This is a genomic window from Sulfurimonas sp. (assembly GCF_026991475.1).
In the GTDB taxonomy this organism is placed as follows: Bacteria; Campylobacterota; Campylobacteria; order Campylobacterales; family Sulfurimonadaceae; genus Sulfurimonas.
Genome location: NZ_JALXBK010000094.1, coordinates 38426 through 55642, shown reverse-complemented (window position 1 = coordinate 55642; position 17217 = coordinate 38426). Strand labels below are relative to the sequence as shown.

Below are 17217 nucleotides of genomic sequence, written 5' to 3'. Positions count from 1 at the left end.
ATTTATAATGTTACAAAAGACAATAAAAGATATAATAAAGAAAAAATATTAGGATGATGTATGGATCTGAATCTTCTGTTAATTGCAGGTGCTTTGCTTCTTGTTATATTGCTGGTGTTTGTGATTCTTTATGTAAAAGAGCTTTCGGTAAATAAAATATTAATTAAAAAAGTACAAGAGTTTAAAGAGCTTGAGCAGGAGTATAAGAGTTTAGAAATAGATTATGCTGTGTTAAATACAAGATATGAAAATGAAATGTACTACTCAAAAGAGAAAATAGAGACACTTAAACGCACAAAAGAGGAGTTGTCTTTAGAGTTTAAAATGCTTTCCAACAAAATTTTTGATGAGAAATCAAAAGAGTTTGGAGCCTTAAATAAAGAGCAAATTGAGTTGCTTTTGGCACCTTTTCGGGAGCAGGTGGCAAATTTTTCTAAACAGTCACGCCAGCAGTTTGAAGTAGATATTAAAGAGCGTTTTTTACTTAAAGATGAACTACTGCGTTTACAAAAGATGAATGAGCAACTCTCACAAGAGGCGCTTAACCTTACTAAAGCACTAAAATCTGAAAACAAAATGCAGGGAAACTGGGGTGAGCTTGTTTTAGAAAATATTTTGGAACAATCAGGCTTGAGAAAAGGTGTGGAGTATGAACTCCAAGCAACACTAAAATCAGATGAAAATAGAACATATAGACCAGATGTTATTATTCATATGCCGCAAAATAGAGATATTATTGTTGATTCAAAAGTTTCACTTGTGGCGTATGAGCGTTTTGTAAACGCAGAGGATGAGGCAGCCAAAAAGAGAGCACTTCGTGAGCATATAGCAAGTATTTCTGCGCATATTAAAGAACTTTCTAACAAAGAGTATGAAAAATTGCAAGGGGTAAATACACTTGATTTTGTACTTCTTTTTATGCCAATTGAAGGAGCATTTTTACTTGCGCTTGAAGAGGATGGTGAATTTTTTAAGCATGCATATGAGAGTCAAATACTTGTAGTCTCTCCTTCGACTCTACTTGTTACGCTACGAACTATAGAACATATTTGGCGTACACAAAGACAGGAAGAACATGCACAAAAAATAGCTAAAGAGGCTGAAGCGATGTATGACAAACTAGTGCTTTTTGTGGAGGAGATGCAAAATATAGAAGCGCATCTAAACAAAGCTCATGATGCTTATGATAAAGCGATGAATAGACTTAGCAGCGGAAAAGGGAATGTTATAAAAAGAGCACAAACAATGAAAGAGTTAGGCTTGAAGCCTAAAAAAGAGCTTTCACTTAAGAGTGAGAAATTTTGAGTTTAATTTTGCTATGATTGTGAAGTTAAAAGGATAAATATGCAAATTCAAACGCGCTACAATTATGAAAAAAAATGGACTTTAACAGATGAGAATGAGCTTTTAAAAATTATTGAAGAAGAGATAGGTGATGCAGATGTGCAAGGAACACTGCGCTATGTAAAAGAGGTTATTTCTAAGGGTAAAGAGATAACTATTGGTTCGTGTAAATTTAGAAAACAACAAGCACAGGAGAAATAAAAATGCCTACATATCCAGATATTGCGAAACTGCTTTTACGTGTGACACTTGGATCTTTGCTTTTAGCGCATGGTATTCATAAATTAATCCATGGCATAGGTGGCGTACACGCTCTAGTTATTTCTGCTGGCTTACCCGCATTTTTTGCCTATGGTGTTTATGTAGGAGAACTTATTGCTCCTTTGTTTATTATTTTAGGACTTTATGGGCGTATCGCTTCAGGTATTGTTGCGTTTAATATGTTGATGGCTATCTATCTTGCTTATGGATTTCATCTCTCATTTACAAAATATGGTGCATTTAGTTTTGAAACGCCGCTTATGTTTTTTGTAATGGCATTAGTGATTGTGCTAATAGGAACTGGGCGCTATGGGGTAAACTCAAAGTAAAATGATAAAAGTAAAACTAGGGATGTTTTACTTTTATAGTTGAATTAAGGCTCCATCCAATGACAAGCATAAATAAAATAACACCGCCAGCAGGTAAAATAGCGTAGGTGTTGAGTAAATATGTCAGCCATAAAAGTATAGCTCCAAGAGGAGTAGGAACACCTGTAAAATAGTTTTCAACTTCTCCTGCATCTGCATTTATATTAAAATGTATAAGGCGGCGTAGTCCTGAAATAACATAGTATATACTTACAACTGCAGCAATAATAAGCCAAAATCCGCTAAGTGTTGGAGCATAAGATGCTTGAAAGATTAAAAACACAGGAACAAGGACAAAACTTAAAAAGTCTGCAAAGCTGTCTAGTTGAATACCAAATTCATTTGAAAGATTATATTTACGAGCAATTTTTCCATCAAAAATATCAAATGCACCACCAATCCACGCTAAAATAATTGCAAGAACAAAATTATTTTGTGTGATAAAGTAAGTTGCCATAAGCCCAGCTGCTATATTTACAAAAGTAAAAAGATTGGCTAGATTAAAATGCGAAGTGGGTGTCCATAAAAATTTCATACTGTTCCTTAGTAATTATTGAAAGGTAATTATAGCAAATGGATATAAACAGAGAAATAAAATAGATACAGTAATGATATTTATTATCATTACTAAGTAAAATATAAGTTGATAATGGTTACTATTTCTGAAAATTATTTAGGGGTATATGGATGAAGATGGCTAAAAGTGTATTGACAATGCTTTTTATAACTTCTCTTAGTGTAGCTTTAACTGCTGGGGAAGTTGCACCAAGAAAGCGCTTGCACTCTGTAAAAGAGGTAATGGGACAAGTCTCAAAGATGCAAGATAAGAATGTATCTATGGTAGATAATTTTAAACATATGTTTAAAGATGGAAAAGTTTCAGGACAATTTAAAACCATGTATGCCGGATATAAGCAAAAAGAGAGTGGAGTCGCAAACGACTATGCAACAGCTATAGGTGGAATATTAAAGTATGAGTTGGCAGAGTTTAATGGTTTCAATGCTGGTGTAGCGGTTTATACTTCGCATGACATTCCTCTTGCAAGTGGGAAAAATGAAGTACATAATGATGAGCTCTCTTCATCAAAAGGGGAATATACAACAATAGGAGAAGCATACATCAACTATATGCATAAAAATTTTAATTTTAGAGCTGGTCGACAGCAGCTAGACACTCCACTTGCGGATAGTGATGATACTAGAATGATTCAAAATAGTTTTGAAGCGTATGTGGCTAGTTATAAACTTAGTGGATTTAACTTAATGGCAGGACGCATAAATAATTGGCAGGGTATTGATGCCGATTTGGATAAGGGTTGGAGTGCTATTGTAAAAAATGGGATAAATTTTGCTGGAGTCAGTTATGATGATGTTTATGAGCTTAATACTTGGTTTTATAATTTTACAGATACCACAAATGCAATTTATTTTGACACAGGTATAAATTATCCTCTTACAAAAAGTGTGAATCTGCACGCAATGGTACAACTTTTAAAAGAAGATGAACTCTCAAGCAGTGGATATGATGCAGATGTTTACGGTGGAATGTTGGAATTTATATTTAGTGGTCTTGGGGTAAACTTTGCCTACAACAGTTGTGATGCTTCTCATGGTAATAAATTCTATTTAGGAGCAGGTGGAGGTTCCCTTTTTACAAGTATGGATACGATGACAATAGATGTAATAGCAATAGATAGAAAAGCTCAGGCTATTGTTAGTGGAATGTCGTATAATTATGATAATTTTAACCTTCTTTATGCATATGGTAATTTTTTTGGTGGCAAGGACAGTTTAAATATTAAAGCCCATATTAGGGAACAAGATATTGGGCTTGAATACAATGTAAATGATGAGTTTATTGTAAGTGGTGTGTATGTGATTGAAGAGGATAGACAAAGTAGTGCAAAAACAGCTAATGACTGGAACCGTGCGCAGGTAATGCTACATTATAATTTTTAAAAAGAGAGTCAAATGAAAAATTTGTTAGATTGTGACAGAGGTGAAAAAGTAAAAGTTTCTAAGCTAAATGCAGCGTATGATTTGAAACAGAGACTTATCTCTTTTGGTATTATGAAAGATGCTGAGTTAGAAGTATTGGCACAGGCTCCACGTAAAAAGACTATTGAAATTAAGGTGGGGAAGATGCGTTTGGCACTTCGTTCTGAAGAAGCTGCACAAATAGAGGTAAAAGAGATATGAAAGAGAGTAATGAAAAAATAATTTGTCCAATAACTGCCAAACATATTAAAGTAGCACTTGTCGGACAACCAAATGTTGGAAAAAGTATGCTCATTAACTCGGTGAGTAATGCACATCTACATGTTGGAAATTTTTCTGGTGTAACGGTTGATAAAACAGAAGTGCTTTTTGATTATAAAGATTATAAATTTACAGTTGTTGATTTGCCAGGAACCTATGCTTTTACTGATTATACAATAGAAGAGAGAGTTACACATAACTATTTGTGTGCTGAAGAGTATGACATTATTATTAATGTTATGGACTCTACCAATTTAGAAAAAAATCTTCAACTTACTTCTGAACTGCTCACAATGAGTAAAAAACTTGTAATAGCGCTAAATATGAGTGATGAAGCGGATAAAGAGGGCATAGAAGTAAATGCACAATATATGAGTGAACTGCTCAATATTCCTTGTGTAAAAGTTTCGGCAGCTGCAAAAACAGGGATTGAAGAGTTAATTGATACTGTTGTGAAAAAGTTTGAAGGGGAGAAAAAAGAGCCTAAACTTATTTTTAGTGAAGCAGTTGAAGAGGAGATAGAAAATATTGTCTCTTATTTACAAAAGCATAATTTTCAAGCTGTAAACAGTTATAGAAATATAGCGATTAATCTACTTAAAGAGAATAAAAAAACTTATGAGAAACTGCATGAAGAGCCTATATGGACAGAACTGCAACCTATTGTCATAGAAGCTTCAAAACATATAGAATTGCATCATAATACTGATGATATAAAAGAGGCATTTGCAGAAGAATATGCTGCGTTTAACCGTGGTATAGTCGCAGAAGTTGTGAAGCAAACAACAACAAAGCATGAGGCAAAAACATTAACAGAGAAAATAGATAGGCTTCTAATCCATCCTATTTTCGGTATTCCCATATTTTTATTTTTTATGTGGAGTCTGTTTCAGTTGACTTTCACACTTGGAAATATTCCAATGGATTGGATAAGTGCCTTTTTCACATGGCTTGGAACCACTATAGCTCCAACAATATCAAATGACGATGTACGCTCTTTAGTTGTTGATGGAATTATTGGCGGTGTTGGTGCTGTTGTGCTTTTTACGCCAAATATTATTATTTTATTTATTGGTATTGCACTACTCGAAACAACGGGTTATATGAGTCGTGTTGCCTTTTTACTCGATGGATTTTTTCATAAGTTTGGCTTGCACGGGCAGAGCTTTATTCCGCTTGTAACAGGGTTTGGTTGTTCTATTCCAGCATATATGAGTGCGAGAATTTTGAAAAATGACAGAGATAGACTCTTAACGCTTTTTATCATTGGATTTATGTCATGTGGAGCAAGGCTTCCTGTATATGTACTTTTTACTGGGGCGTTCTTTGCTCAAAGTATGGCAGGAAATGTCCTTTTTGGTATCTATATTTCAGGTGCGATTTTAGGGCTTATATTTGCAAAAGTTTTGAAGATTACTGCGTTTAAGGGTGTAGATGAACCATTTGTTATGGAAATGCCAAAGTATAGACTTCCTACGTTGAAGCTTATTTGGCATACTGTTTTAACGCAGACTATTATGTATCTTAAAAAAGCAGGTACTTTCATTGCTGGTGCTGCAATATTAGTTTGGTTCTTAAGTAACTATCCTCATGATGTAAATCTCGATAAAGTTTATGCTGCAAAGATTGAAAAAAGTGTCAGTGTCAAACAAAAAGCACTTTTAGAAAATCAACTTGCAGAAGCACAACTAGGAGAGAGTTATTTAGGAAGGTTGGGCAAATTTACACAACCTATTGTCGCACCACTTGGTTTTGATTGGAAAATGAATGTAGCACTACAAGCTGGTTTGGCAGCAAAAGAGGTGGTTGTTTCTACTTTAGGTGTTCTTTACTCTATTGGTGGAGATGTAGATGAATCATCAAAATCTTTGGCAAATAATATTCGTAAAAATATTCCTTTTGCTTCCGCTGTTGCGTTTATAATTGTCATTATGATATATCTGCCGTGTTTGGCAGCAACAACGGTCTTTGCTAAAGAAGCAGGAAGTTGGAAATATGCATTTTATCTTTTTGTTTTTACTTCTGTGGTAGCATATAGCTTAGCATTTATAGGCTATAGAGTTACACTAATGTTAATGTGATATAATATTAAAAAAAGGTTAAAAAATGTCAGATAAAAAACAAAAAATATTAATGATAGAAGATGATTTAGAACTTGCTGAGATACTTACTGAGTATCTTGAGCAGTTTGATTTTGAAGTAATTACTGAAGATGACCCTTTTAAGGCAGTAAGTATTTTAAAACTTGAACCTTTTGATTTAGTTATTTTGGATTTGACACTACCGGGAATGGACGGACTTGAAGTGTGCGAGGCTATTCGTGAACGTCAAGATATTCCTATTATCATTTCAAGTGCTAGAAGTGATGTTACAGATAAAATAAAAGCACTTGAACTTGGTGCAGATGATTACCTTCCAAAGCCTTATGATCCACGAGAACTTGAAGCGCGTATTCACTCAGTACTTCGTCGTTATGAAGCAAAAACGGAAGCAAAAGAAGAGAATAAAAGTGACTTTAAATGTGATAAAGAGACAATGACCATCACATATAAAGGACGCAATATTGAGCTTACAAACGCAGAGTTTGGAATTTTATCATATATGATAAGTAAACAAGGGCTTGTAGTTTCTCGTGAAGATTTGATTCATAATGTAAACGCAATCAATGAGGACTCTTCAAATAAAAGCATAGATGTTATGGTGGGGCGTATTCGCAATAAACTTGGAGACAAGTCTCTTATAGAATCAGTTCGTGGTGTTGGTTATAAACTTTTAAAATAATATGAAACGCCATGCAGTCCTCATCACTATACTTTTTGCACTTATAGTCTCTCTAGTAAGTGTCAGTATAGTTTTCTTTGAATTTTACAAACTCAACCGCGAACAGTACATAAACCATATATTTACAAAATATTCGGTGATTACACAAATTTACCGTGAACACCAACAGCGTTTAAGTTCTGAAATTATGCTTGAAGCAAATTTGGCTGTATATGATCTTGATGTTGTAAAAGATGAAGCAGTTTCCAAAAAAATACTAAGCAAAGGTAAAATCCTTAAGCGCGAAGGTTTTAATAGCTTTAATACCTCTTTAATGATAAATGCAAAGGGAATGTATACGAAAAATACCGTAAGTAAACTCCGTGCAACTATGTTGAAATTTGGACATAAAATATACTTTCAAATTGAGACACCAAAGGGTGATATACTCATAAAAGATAACCAACTCCGCCCATACAGCTGGGTGAATATATTGTATGCATATGCAACAACTTTTGCCATAATTTGTCTCTCTTTTATTTTAGTTTTAAGAAAATTAAGTCCTCTTATCCGTCTGCGTACAAAGATTGCTCTGTATGGAAGAGGTAATATGGATATCTCCTTTAAAACACGTAATGAAGATGAAATAGGCTTAGTCTCAAATGAGATGGAAAAAGCAAGGGTTCGTATTAACAATATATTAGAATCCCGTACTCTTTTTTTACGCAATCTTATGCATGAACTTAAAACACCAATTGCCAAGGGGACTATTGCGACACAGATGTTGGATTCTCAAAAACAGCGCGATAGATTTAGTTCTATTTTTAAACGTCTTGAAGCACTTGTTACTGAATTTGCGATGATAGAAGAGGTGACGAGTGTTGATGATAAAAAAGAGTTTAGTGAGTATAGGCTTGTTGATATTATTGATGGTGCTATTGATATGGCGATGGTTGAGAGAAGTAGAGTTAGCTCTGAGATTAGTGGTGAGGTAAAAATGCATGCTAACTACAGACTCTACACAACTGCTATAAAAAATATGATAGATAATGCAATGAAATACTCAACAGATGGACATATTAGAATCTATATAAATGAGAGAAAAGAGCTCTGTTTTGAAAACAAAGGTGAAAGACTTTCTCATCCTTTACACTATTATATAGAACCATTTACAAAGGACAACCCTTCAAAAAATAGTTTTGGACTGGGGCTTTATCTTGTTGATTCTATTTTAAAAGCACATGATCAGGTCTTAGCTTATGAGTATGAAGATGGGGTAAACCGTTTTATATTTGCATAAGAATAAGAATGTAAACTTATAAAATGAATAAGTTCCTTTATATGTTACTTATCTTTTCTCTGGCATTTCTCTCTTTTGCCATAGGGTGGGTAAGTCATCCTGCGCCAGTGCCAAAACCTAAAATTCAAAAAAAAGTCTCTCTTTTAGAAAAAATAAAAAGAAGAGGGATGTTAAATGTAGTACTTTTGAATGCACCTTCAACATATATTATAGGTGCTGATGGTCCACAGGGATTTGAGTATGATTTACTCAAATCTTATGCCAAGCATTTGGGCGTTGAGCTAAATGTTACGGCAGCACATACAGTTCAAGAAGCTTTAGCACTCTCTAAACGCAGTGATATTGACATCACCTCTGCATCTTTAGCAAAAACTGCCCAAAGAAAAGCAAAATATAATTTTGGACCCTCTTATTTTGAGGTACAAGAGCAGGTAATCTGTAACAGAGATATGTTAAAAGGTGATAAATTTCCACGAGATGTAGAGGACTTAGAAGGGCTCAATATAATGGTTGGGGCAGATACAAGTTATGCAGAGACAATTACATCATTAAAAAAAGATGGCTTTGACATAAATGCAGTCATTAATTCTGATAACTCTACAGAAGAGTTACTAGAGATGGTGGCAAAACATCAAATTGATTGTACCATTGCTGACTCAAATATTTACTCTATAAATCTACGCTATTTTCCAAATATTGCTTTAGCATTTTCTATTAGTGCCAGGGAGCAACTTGCTTGGATACTTCCAAAAAATAGACCAAAATTAGCGATGGATATGTACGCATGGCTGAATGACTATAACCAAAAAGGAAAAATGACACAATTAAAAGATCGCTATTATGGTTATATTCTCTTTTTTGATTATTATAATGCAAAAATGTTTTATAAGCGTATAAAAAGTAGATTACCAAAATATAAAAAATATTTCGTAACAGCAGGAAAAAAATATGCGATACCATGGACACTCTTAGCTGCTGTTTCTTATCAGGAGTCTCACTGGAATCCACGAGCAAAAAGTTTTACTGGTGTGCGTGGGCTTATGATGCTTACAAAAAAGACAGCAAAAATGTTAGGTGTAAAACATAGACTAGACCCTAAAGAGAGTGTTAATGGAGGAACAAGACATCTTATGCAGATGATCAAACATATTCCTCCCGAAGTAGAGAATGAGAGTAAGTTAAAATTTGCACTTGCTGCTTATAATATTGGATTTGGTCATATACAAGATGCTCGTAAACTAGCACAAAAGTTAGGGTTAAATCCAAATGTTTGGAGTGACATGAAGATAGTGCTTCCACTTCTCTCTCATAAAAAATATTATAGAAATCTAAAATATGGTTACGCAAGAGGGGAAGAACCTGTGAAGTATGTAGAGTCAATCTACAACTATAAAGATATACTAGAGAAGTTAAATGAGAAGTTAGTGACTCCCTAACTCACTCAAAAATGTTTCCATATCATACTTAACTCTATATTCAGGAGTCATTATATGAATAAGAATATCACCTAAGTCAATCACAACCCAGTCTCCACTCTCATCAACATTGTTAAAATACTCTTGAGGTTTGAGCTCATCTTTAAGATGGTTTAGTAGCGCTAAAGTGTGTTTTTGTCCGAGTGATGATGCAATAACCGCATAATCAACGATGTAGTTTTTATCATTAAGGTCAAAAACTTCTATTGCTTCTGCTTTGTTTTTGTCGAGTGAATCAGTTATTTTTTGTATTCTGTTTTGCATTGTGTTCCTTGTAGTATTGGGCAATTTGTTTAGCAACTGCCTTTGGTAATTTTTTTATATCCATATTTTTTCGTAAAGATGAAGAAGAAATATTCTCGTCAATCTCTAACTTGATAAAGTCATCAGAGACTGTAACTGCATCTCTTTTTGCTATTATAAAGTGGACTGACTCTTTCAATTCATCATAATCCTGCCACTTATGCAGCGATTTTAGATTATCTGCACCTATTACGAGGTAAATTCTAGAATATTTTTTTTTCAAATATTTAATCGTTTCAACAGTAGCCACTTCCCTTTGTAAATCCACCTCAAAAGAGCTAATTTGTACATTTTTATAAGAAGAAAAAATATTTTTCAACCATTTCAAACGCAGCTCTGGTGGGGCAAAGAAAGCTCTTTTAAATGGATTGAGATAGGTCGGCATTACAATCGTTTTATCAATAAACGAAAGTTCGCTAAGTGCTTTTACAACCGCTTCATGACCAATATGTGGAGGGTCAAAAGAACCTCCATAGAGTGCTACTGTTTCCATTTAATACGAATTATAACTAATTTTGGATAAAATAATCCAATTAAATTTTTTAGGATAAATAATGGCATTGAAAATAGCTATTAATGGCTTTGGTAGAATAGGGCGTTGTGTTACTCGTATTGCGTCGAAACGAGACGATGTACAAATCGTTGCCATTAATGACTTAACAGAGATAGATATGATGCTCTATCTTTTACAAAATGATTCTGTTCATGGAACATTTGATGTTTTGGTCTCTAAAATTGATGAAGAGCACATCTCTATAGATGGAAAAAGTATTAAAATTTTCTCAGAATCCCAGCCAAAAAATCTTCCCTTTTATGAGTGTGGTGCTGATTTGGTGCTTGAGTGTACAGGGCTCTTTTTAACTTCTTCAATTGCTCAAACATACATAGATAATGGTATAAAAAAAGTTTTGCTCTCTGCTCCTGCAAAAGATGAGGTAACACCTACATTTGTAATGGGTGTTAATGAGCAAGAGTATGCGGGGCAGAGCATTGTCTCTAATGCTTCATGTACGACAAATTGTTTAGCGCCTGTAGCAAAAATTCTTGATGATGCTTTTGGCATTGAAAAAGGTTTAATGACGACCATTCACTCCTATACAAATGATCAAAATCTACTCGATGTAAAGCATACCCGTGATAAAAGGCGTTCTCGTGCGGCAGCTGTAAATATGATACCAACAACAACTGGTGCAGCAAAGGCCATTAACCGCGTTATGCCACAGCTTGAAGGTAAATTACATGGACAGAGTGTGCGTGTACCAACCCCTGATGTCTCTATGATGGATTTGAATGTTGTTGTCGGTAAAAATACAACAGAAGCAGAAGTTAGAGCACTTTTTAATAAAAAAGCAGAGAGTGAGTTTGCAGGTATTTTACTCATAGACAAAGAGATGCGTGTTTCGCAAGACTTTGTTGGATGTAATTATAGCTCTATTGTTGCAGAGGATTTGATTCAAGTAATAGGTTCAAATATGATAAAAATAATGTCATGGTATGACAATGAATGGGGTTACTCTTCACGCCTTCTTGATATGGCAATTCATATAAGTAAAAAAAATTAAAGGATAATAGTGGAATTATTAAATATAAAAAAGTTAGATTTGGCAGGTAAAAAAGTTTTCATAAGATGTGATTTTAATGTACCAATGGATGAGTTTGGAAATATTTCAGATGATAGACGTATTCGTTCAGCAATTTCAACAATTCATTATTGTCTTGACCAAAATTGTGCAGTAATTTTAGCTTCTCACCTTGGTCGTCCAAAGGGCGAAGTGGTTGAAAAGTATTCACTTGCACCTGTAGCACGTCGTTTGCAACATCTTTTAAAGCGTGATGTAACTTTGGCTAAAGATGTAGTTGGTGAAGATGCTATGAGTAAAGCAGCAGCTCTTAAAGATGGAGAAGTACTACTCCTTGAAAACCTTCGTTTTGAAGCTGGTGAGACAAAAAATGATCCTGTTTTAGCAAAGACTTTGGCATCAATGGCTGAGTTTTATGTTAATGATGCTTTTGGTGTAAGCCACCGTGCTCATGCTTCTGTAGAAGGTATCACGCACTTTTTTGACAATGAACATAAAGCAGCAGGCTTTTTACTTGATCGCGAGATTAACTTTTTTGGAAAACTTATAAATAGCCCAGTACGTCCCTTTGCTGCAATAGTTGGTGGTAGTAAGGTTTCAGGAAAACTTGAAGCACTTGTAAATCTTTTACCAAAAGTAGATAAAATCTTCATTGGTGGAGGAATGGCATTTACATTTTTAAAGCAGATGGGCTACAACATAGGTGCATCACTAGTTGAAGATGATTTGTTGCAAGAGGCACAAAGCATCATGGATGAATCGAAAAAACTTGGTGTGAAACTCTATCTTCCTGTAGATGTAGTTGCTGCTGAGAAGTTTGCAGAAGATGCTGTAAGTAAGATTGTAACTGCACAAGAGATTCCAAGTGGTTGGATGGGGCTTGACATTGGACCTGCAACTGTAAGACTCTATCGCGAAGGCTTAAACGATGTTCAAACAGTACTTTGGAATGGACCAATGGGTGTTTATGAAATGGACAAATTTGCAAGAGGTAGCTCAAAAATAGCACATTTTGTAGCCGATTCGTATGCGACAACAGTTGTTGGTGGTGGTGATACCGCAGACCTAGTGCAGCGTGTTGGTGTTGATGATGAGATGAGTTTTATTTCAACTGGTGGAGGGGCTTCACTGGAGCTTCTTGAGGGTAAAATTCTTCCGGGTGTGAAACCTTTGATGGTTGAAAAAAGTAAAGAAGAGAGTTAGAAATGATAATAGCAGCGAATTTAAAAACAAACCTGACACGCAGTGCTACACACAGTTATATACAAGAGTTGCAAAAATTTGCAGATGTCTCATCTTCTGATGTTTTGGTTTTTCCTGCTATGACATCTTTAGATAGTTTCCAAACAAAAAGCATAACTATTGGTGCTCAAAATGCATACCCAACACAAAATGGAGCATTTACAGGTGAAACAGGACTCGAACAACTTGATGAATTTGGTATAAAAACGATTTTAATCGGACATAGTGAACGCCGTCATATTTTGGGTGAAAGTCAAGAATTTTTAGTACAAAAGTTCAATTATTTTAAAGAAAAAGGTTTTAAAATTGTCTTTTGTGTGGGCGAACCTAAAGAGATTCGTGAAGCATCCAAGCAAACAATGCTTACATATATAAAGAAACAATATGAAGGCATAGACAGTGATTATGAAAATCTTGTTGTTGCGTATGAACCTGTATGGGCAATTGGCACAGGACTTACACCTACACTTGAAGATATTGAAGACATTCATGCAGAGTTGAAAAAAATATCTTCTGCACCACTGCTTTATGGTGGCAGTGTAAAAGTAAACAATGCAAAAGATGTTTTGAGTGTGAAAAATGTTGATGGTATTTTAGTGGGGAGTGCAGCCTTATATGCAGAACACTTTGGCAAAATGATTCAATACGCCGATGAGCTTGATAAAACTAAATAAAGGAAAAATTAGATGTTAATGAAAGGAAAAAAAGGACTTATTGTAGGTCTTGCAAACAATAAATCAATAGCGTATGGCATAGCAAAAGCATGTGCAGCACAAGGTGCAGAGATGGCATTTACTTATCTTAATGATGCACTTAAAAAAAGAGTCGAACCAATAGCAAAAGAGTTTGGCAGTGAATATGTGTATGAGTTAGATGTTTCAAATGAAGAGCATATGGCTGGCATCGCTGCTAAAATAGAAAAAGATTTTGGAAAAATTGACTTTTTGGTACACTCTGTTGCATTTGCTCCAAAAGAGGCACTCTCTGAGCCTTTTATTAAAACGACTAAAAGTGCTTTTCAAATTGCTATGGACATCTCTGTTTACTCTCTTATTGATTTAACAAACAGATTAGAATCTGTTTTAAGTGATGATGCTTCTATTTTAACACTTACTTATTTAGGTGGACCAAAATATATTGTAAATTATAATGTAATGGGTGTAGCAAAAGCAGCACTTGAATCAACTGTAAGATACATGGCAGTGGACTTAGGTAAAAAAGGACAGCGTGTAAATGCGATCTCTGCAGGACCTATTAGAACATTAGCAGCAGCAGGCATAGGTGACTTCAAGCAGATACTAAACTGGAATGAAGTAAATGCACCACTAAAGAAAAATGTAACGACTGATGAAGTTGGAAACTCTGCAATGTATCTTTTAAGTGATCTAAGTTCTGGTGTGACTGGTGAGATTCACTATGTAGATGCAGGGTATAACATTATGGGAATGGCAGCTGCTGAGACAAATGAAGATGGTAAAACAGTTCTTGCTTGGGATTTAGTAGATTAGTAAGTGCTTTGCACTTATCTACTTACCTATAACGGGAAGCGCCTCTAACTTTTTTACATTTGAATTATTGTAATCACTTGGATGTGCTTTCATATAGAGAGAGGCTTTATCTACATAGTCTTGTAGTCTAAATCGCTCAGAAGTCTCTTTATCTTTCTCTTTCACTGCAGGTTCCCAATCCTTTTGCAGCCAGTTATCTAAATGTTCTTGTAAAAAACCACTCTTTTTATCACTTCTTTGTGATGAGTTTGTTACCTTAGGTGCACTACATGCTGTCATAAATAGCATAATGGTTGTTAAAATTAGTTGTATAGGTTGTTTCATAATAAGAATTATAGCTGAAAACTATATAAATATACTGAATTTAAGCAAATTGCAAGAGTATGCTGTGCTATACTGATGATGAAATTTGTAAAACGATAAGGAGAATATATGAAATTTACAAAAATGAGTTTAGTGGCAGCACTATTAATAGGTTCAAGTGCATTTGCTCTTGAAAATGTAAAAGTAAGTGGTGATGCTAACCTTTTCTACAATACTACTGATGGCGCATCTGGTTATGATGCAGTAAAAGGGCGTACAAGTGGTACTCTTTTTTCAAAAGACTCAAGTGCAGCTGATGTTGCAGTAAACTTAAATGTAAGTGCAGATTTAGTAAAAAATGATTTAGTATCTATTAGTGCGGGTGCTGGTTATACAGTACTTACAACTTTAGGTTTAGAAAACAATTTGGTATCTAATGTATGGGCTGGTTCACATACTGCAACTGCTCCAACTGGTGCTAGTTATGGTAAAGTACTAGGTGGTGCGAAAGTTGAAAATGCTAGTTGGATGAAAGAAGCATGGGTAGCTGCAACAGCAGGTAAAACTACTGCTAAACTTGGTCGTATGGCTTTAGATACTCCACTTGCATTTACTGAAACATGGACTGCTGAAGAAAATACTTTCGAGGGTGCAGTATTAATCAATCAAGATATTCCTGATACTACTTTAGTAGGTGCGTATATTGGTAATGGTAATGGTACTGAAACTTTTGGACAAAATGCACAAAGCGCAGTACAAAAAACTTATAATTTAGCAGTAGCTCCTGTTGTAAATGCAAATGGTGATTTTACTACTTATGGTACAAACGGTGCATATGCAGCGGGTGTTATCAATAACTCTTGGAAACCACTTACTGCGCAAGCATGGTACTATGATGTTACACAAGTTGCAACTGCATACTGGTTACAAGCTGATTTGGATGCATCTTCTTTAGGTGCTAAAGGTCTTACTCTTGGTGCACAATACTCTGGTGTAACTGCAGCTGCTAGTGGAAGTAAAGAAGATAATGTTTATGCTGTAAAACTTGGTTACGGTATGAAAGATATGTTCGCTGCAAGCGTTGCATACTCTCAAACTAATAAAGATGGTTCACTCGGATTTGCTGGCTTTAATACTGCTACAAATACGGATGTTACAAATCACTCATCAACTGCACAGTCTAAACTTTATACTGAAGCATGGTGGAACTATGGTTTTGTAACAAGAACTGATACTACAGCTTATAATGTAACTGTAACTTCACCTGTAAATGGTCTTTTTGACTTAGGTGCATATTATACTAATGCTGATCATAATGCAGCAAATGATGCTGGTGATCTTCAAGAAGTTACTTTGACAGCTTCTAAATCGTTTGGTCCACTTGATACTACTTTAGCGTATATTAACTCTACAGTTGGTAATGGTGATAACACAAACAGTGTTCAAGTATATGCAAAATTAAACTTCTAGTCACTGATTAAGTTCAAACTAAACCTTATCTCCCTTTATGGGAGATAAACTTTCTCATCTCTTCTTTTATGCTATAATTTTTTTATGATAACATTTTTGAAAAAACTCTCTTACATATTTTTTATGCTTTTACTCATTTCTATTGTCTCATTTTTGGCAATTCATGCAGCACCTAACAGTTTTTTTGGTGCAGGACAACTTAATCCAAATATGACGCCTCAAGCGATAGAAAAACTTAAAGCCGTTTATGGTTTAGATAAATCACTTTTTATACAGTATATTGAGTGGGTAAAAAATATTGTAACACTTAATTTTGGTATCTCTTTTGTCTCTGGGCAGGATGTTAGTGCTGAAATACTTAAACGGCTACCTATTACACTCTCTATGAATCTTATTGCTTTGATTGTGGTATTTGTTCTCTCTCTGTATTTAGGTATTAAAGCAGCACTAAGTTATGAAAAGAAGAGTGATTATATTATTCGCCAAATCTCTTTGGTCTCTTTTTCTATGCCCTCGTTTTATTTGGCACTTCTTTTTATCATACTTTTTTCCATTAAGCTCTCTTGGTTTCCTATTGCAGGCTTGCATTCTGTGACTCCTAAAGAGGGATTTGCTGAGCTTTTAGATATGGGATGGCACTTGGTTTTGCCAATAGGTGTGATGATATTTGTAGGGCTTGGAAGTATGATAATTTATGTTCGTTCTCTTACTTTAGAGATACTCAAGAGCGATTACTATTTCTTTGCACGCTCTCGCGGAGTGACGCAAACGCAGCTATTGCGTTTTTACATCTTACCAAATCTAATGCCGCCAATTATTACGCTACTAGGACTCTCTTTGCCAGGTCTTATAGGTGGGAGTGTTATTTTAGAGTCTATTTTTAGCATTGAGGGGATGGGACAACTCTTTTATATGAGCGCCCTAAGTAGAGATTACCCAATAATTATGGGGATTTTAATGATTACTGCATTATTAACACTGCTTGGAAATATTATAGCAGATTTGATACTATTAAAATTAAATCCTTATGCTAATCGCGCATAA

The 17217-nt window shown here is 34.9% G+C and carries 19 protein-coding genes; 15 read left to right on the top strand and 4 right to left on the bottom strand.

Features of this window, described 5'->3' with window-relative positions; genetic code table 11:
• Positions 1-60 precede the first annotated feature (60 nt).
• From MV589_RS08010 to MV589_RS08000, 3 genes are read left to right on the top strand one after another with little or no spacing between them, the layout of a single operon-like run.
• The gene (locus MV589_RS08010; RefSeq protein ID WP_297433679.1) at positions 61-1305 is read left to right on the top strand and encodes a DNA recombination protein RmuC; all 1245 of its coding nucleotides are present in this window, start codon (positions 61-63) and stop codon (positions 1303-1305) included.
• Between the two features lie 39 nt (positions 1306-1344).
• Positions 1345-1545 (top strand): hypothetical protein, encoded by a 201-nt coding sequence (locus MV589_RS08005; RefSeq protein ID WP_297433677.1) that lies wholly within the window; start codon positions 1345-1347, stop codon positions 1543-1545.
• Positions 1546-1547: 2 nt separating this feature from the next.
• Positions 1548-1934 carry a DoxX family protein gene (locus MV589_RS08000; protein ID WP_297433675.1) on the top strand — a complete coding sequence of 129 codons (387 nt, stop codon included), beginning with the start codon at positions 1548-1550 and terminating at the stop codon, positions 1932-1934.
• A 16-nt stretch (positions 1935-1950) separates the two neighbouring features.
• Here the strand turns inward: MV589_RS08000 and MV589_RS07995 are convergent, their stop codons facing one another.
• Entirely contained in the window at positions 1951-2508 is a 558-nt protein-coding gene (locus MV589_RS07995; RefSeq protein WP_297433673.1) for a CDP-alcohol phosphatidyltransferase family protein, read from the bottom strand.
• Positions 2509-2666: 158 nt separating this feature from the next.
• On the opposite strand from MV589_RS07995, the gene MV589_RS07990 reads away from it, so the two are divergent.
• Genes MV589_RS07990 through mltF form a run of 6 tightly spaced genes read left to right on the top strand, consistent with a single transcriptional unit; the run spans position 2667 to position 9728 of the window.
• Positions 2667-3932: a hypothetical protein gene (locus MV589_RS07990; protein ID WP_297433671.1), complete on the top strand. Its 1266-nt coding sequence runs from the start codon at positions 2667-2669 to the stop codon at positions 3930-3932.
• 12 nt (positions 3933-3944) lie between these two features.
• Entirely contained in the window at positions 3945-4172 is a 228-nt protein-coding gene (locus tag MV589_RS07985; RefSeq protein ID WP_297433669.1) for a FeoA family protein, read from the top strand.
• Positions 4169-6313 (top strand): ferrous iron transport protein B, encoded by a 2145-nt coding sequence (gene feoB / locus MV589_RS07980; protein ID WP_297433667.1) that lies wholly within the window; start codon positions 4169-4171, stop codon positions 6311-6313. Before MV589_RS07985 ends, feoB begins: the two co-directional genes overlap by 4 nt.
• A gap of 25 nt (positions 6314-6338) precedes the next feature.
• Positions 6339-7013, top strand: a complete 675-nt coding sequence (locus MV589_RS07975) for a response regulator transcription factor (protein ID WP_297433665.1) — start codon at positions 6339-6341, stop codon at positions 7011-7013.
• A gap of 1 nt (position 7014) precedes the next feature.
• Positions 7015-8292, top strand: a complete 1278-nt coding sequence (locus tag MV589_RS07970; protein WP_297433663.1) for an ArsS family sensor histidine kinase — start codon at positions 7015-7017, stop codon at positions 8290-8292.
• A 41-nt stretch (positions 8293-8333) separates the two neighbouring features.
• Positions 8334-9728, top strand: coding sequence for a membrane-bound lytic murein transglycosylase MltF (mltF, locus tag MV589_RS07965; RefSeq protein WP_297433660.1), 1395 nt, complete (start codon positions 8334-8336; stop codon positions 9726-9728).
• Here the strand turns inward: mltF and rsfS are convergent.
• Both rsfS and nadD read right to left on the bottom strand, forming a co-directional pair.
• A complete protein-coding gene (rsfS, locus tag MV589_RS07960) occupies positions 9714-10031 on the bottom strand; it encodes a ribosome silencing factor (protein WP_297433658.1) in 318 nt (105 codons plus the stop codon). The two genes, mltF and rsfS, sit on opposite strands and share 15 nt — an antisense overlap.
• A complete protein-coding gene (gene nadD / locus MV589_RS07955) occupies positions 10003-10563 on the bottom strand; it encodes a nicotinate (nicotinamide) nucleotide adenylyltransferase (RefSeq protein ID WP_297433655.1) in 561 nt (186 codons plus the stop codon). The genes rsfS and nadD overlap by 29 nt, the downstream gene beginning before the upstream one ends.
• Before the next feature lie 61 nt (positions 10564-10624).
• Between nadD and gap the strand changes: the two genes are divergently transcribed.
• The 4 genes from gap to fabI are packed head-to-tail and all read left to right on the top strand — an operon-like array spanning position 10625 to position 14400.
• Positions 10625-11632, top strand: coding sequence for a type I glyceraldehyde-3-phosphate dehydrogenase (gap, locus tag MV589_RS07950; RefSeq protein WP_297433653.1), 1008 nt, complete (start codon positions 10625-10627; stop codon positions 11630-11632).
• A 9-nt stretch (positions 11633-11641) separates the two neighbouring features.
• Positions 11642-12853 (top strand): phosphoglycerate kinase, encoded by a 1212-nt coding sequence (locus tag MV589_RS07945; protein ID WP_297433651.1) that lies wholly within the window; start codon positions 11642-11644, stop codon positions 12851-12853.
• A 2-nt stretch (positions 12854-12855) separates the two neighbouring features.
• A complete protein-coding gene (locus MV589_RS07940; RefSeq protein WP_297433649.1) occupies positions 12856-13566 on the top strand; it encodes a triose-phosphate isomerase in 711 nt (236 codons plus the stop codon).
• A gap of 12 nt (positions 13567-13578) precedes the next feature.
• Complete coding sequence (gene fabI / locus MV589_RS07935; protein ID WP_297433647.1) at positions 13579-14400, top strand: enoyl-ACP reductase FabI; 822 nt, start codon at positions 13579-13581, stop codon at positions 14398-14400.
• 18 nt (positions 14401-14418) lie between these two features.
• Here the strand turns inward: fabI and MV589_RS07930 are convergent, their stop codons facing one another.
• Positions 14419-14724 carry a hypothetical protein gene (locus tag MV589_RS07930; protein WP_297433645.1) on the bottom strand — a complete coding sequence of 102 codons (306 nt, stop codon included), beginning with the start codon at positions 14722-14724 and terminating at the stop codon, positions 14419-14421.
• Between the two features lie 108 nt (positions 14725-14832).
• Between MV589_RS07930 and MV589_RS07925 the strand changes: the two genes are divergently transcribed.
• Positions 14833-16173 (top strand): hypothetical protein, encoded by a 1341-nt coding sequence (locus tag MV589_RS07925; protein ID WP_297433643.1) that lies wholly within the window; start codon positions 14833-14835, stop codon positions 16171-16173.
• A gap of 84 nt (positions 16174-16257) precedes the next feature.
• Positions 16258-17217, top strand: a complete 960-nt coding sequence (locus MV589_RS07920; protein ID WP_297433641.1) for an ABC transporter permease — start codon at positions 16258-16260, stop codon at positions 17215-17217.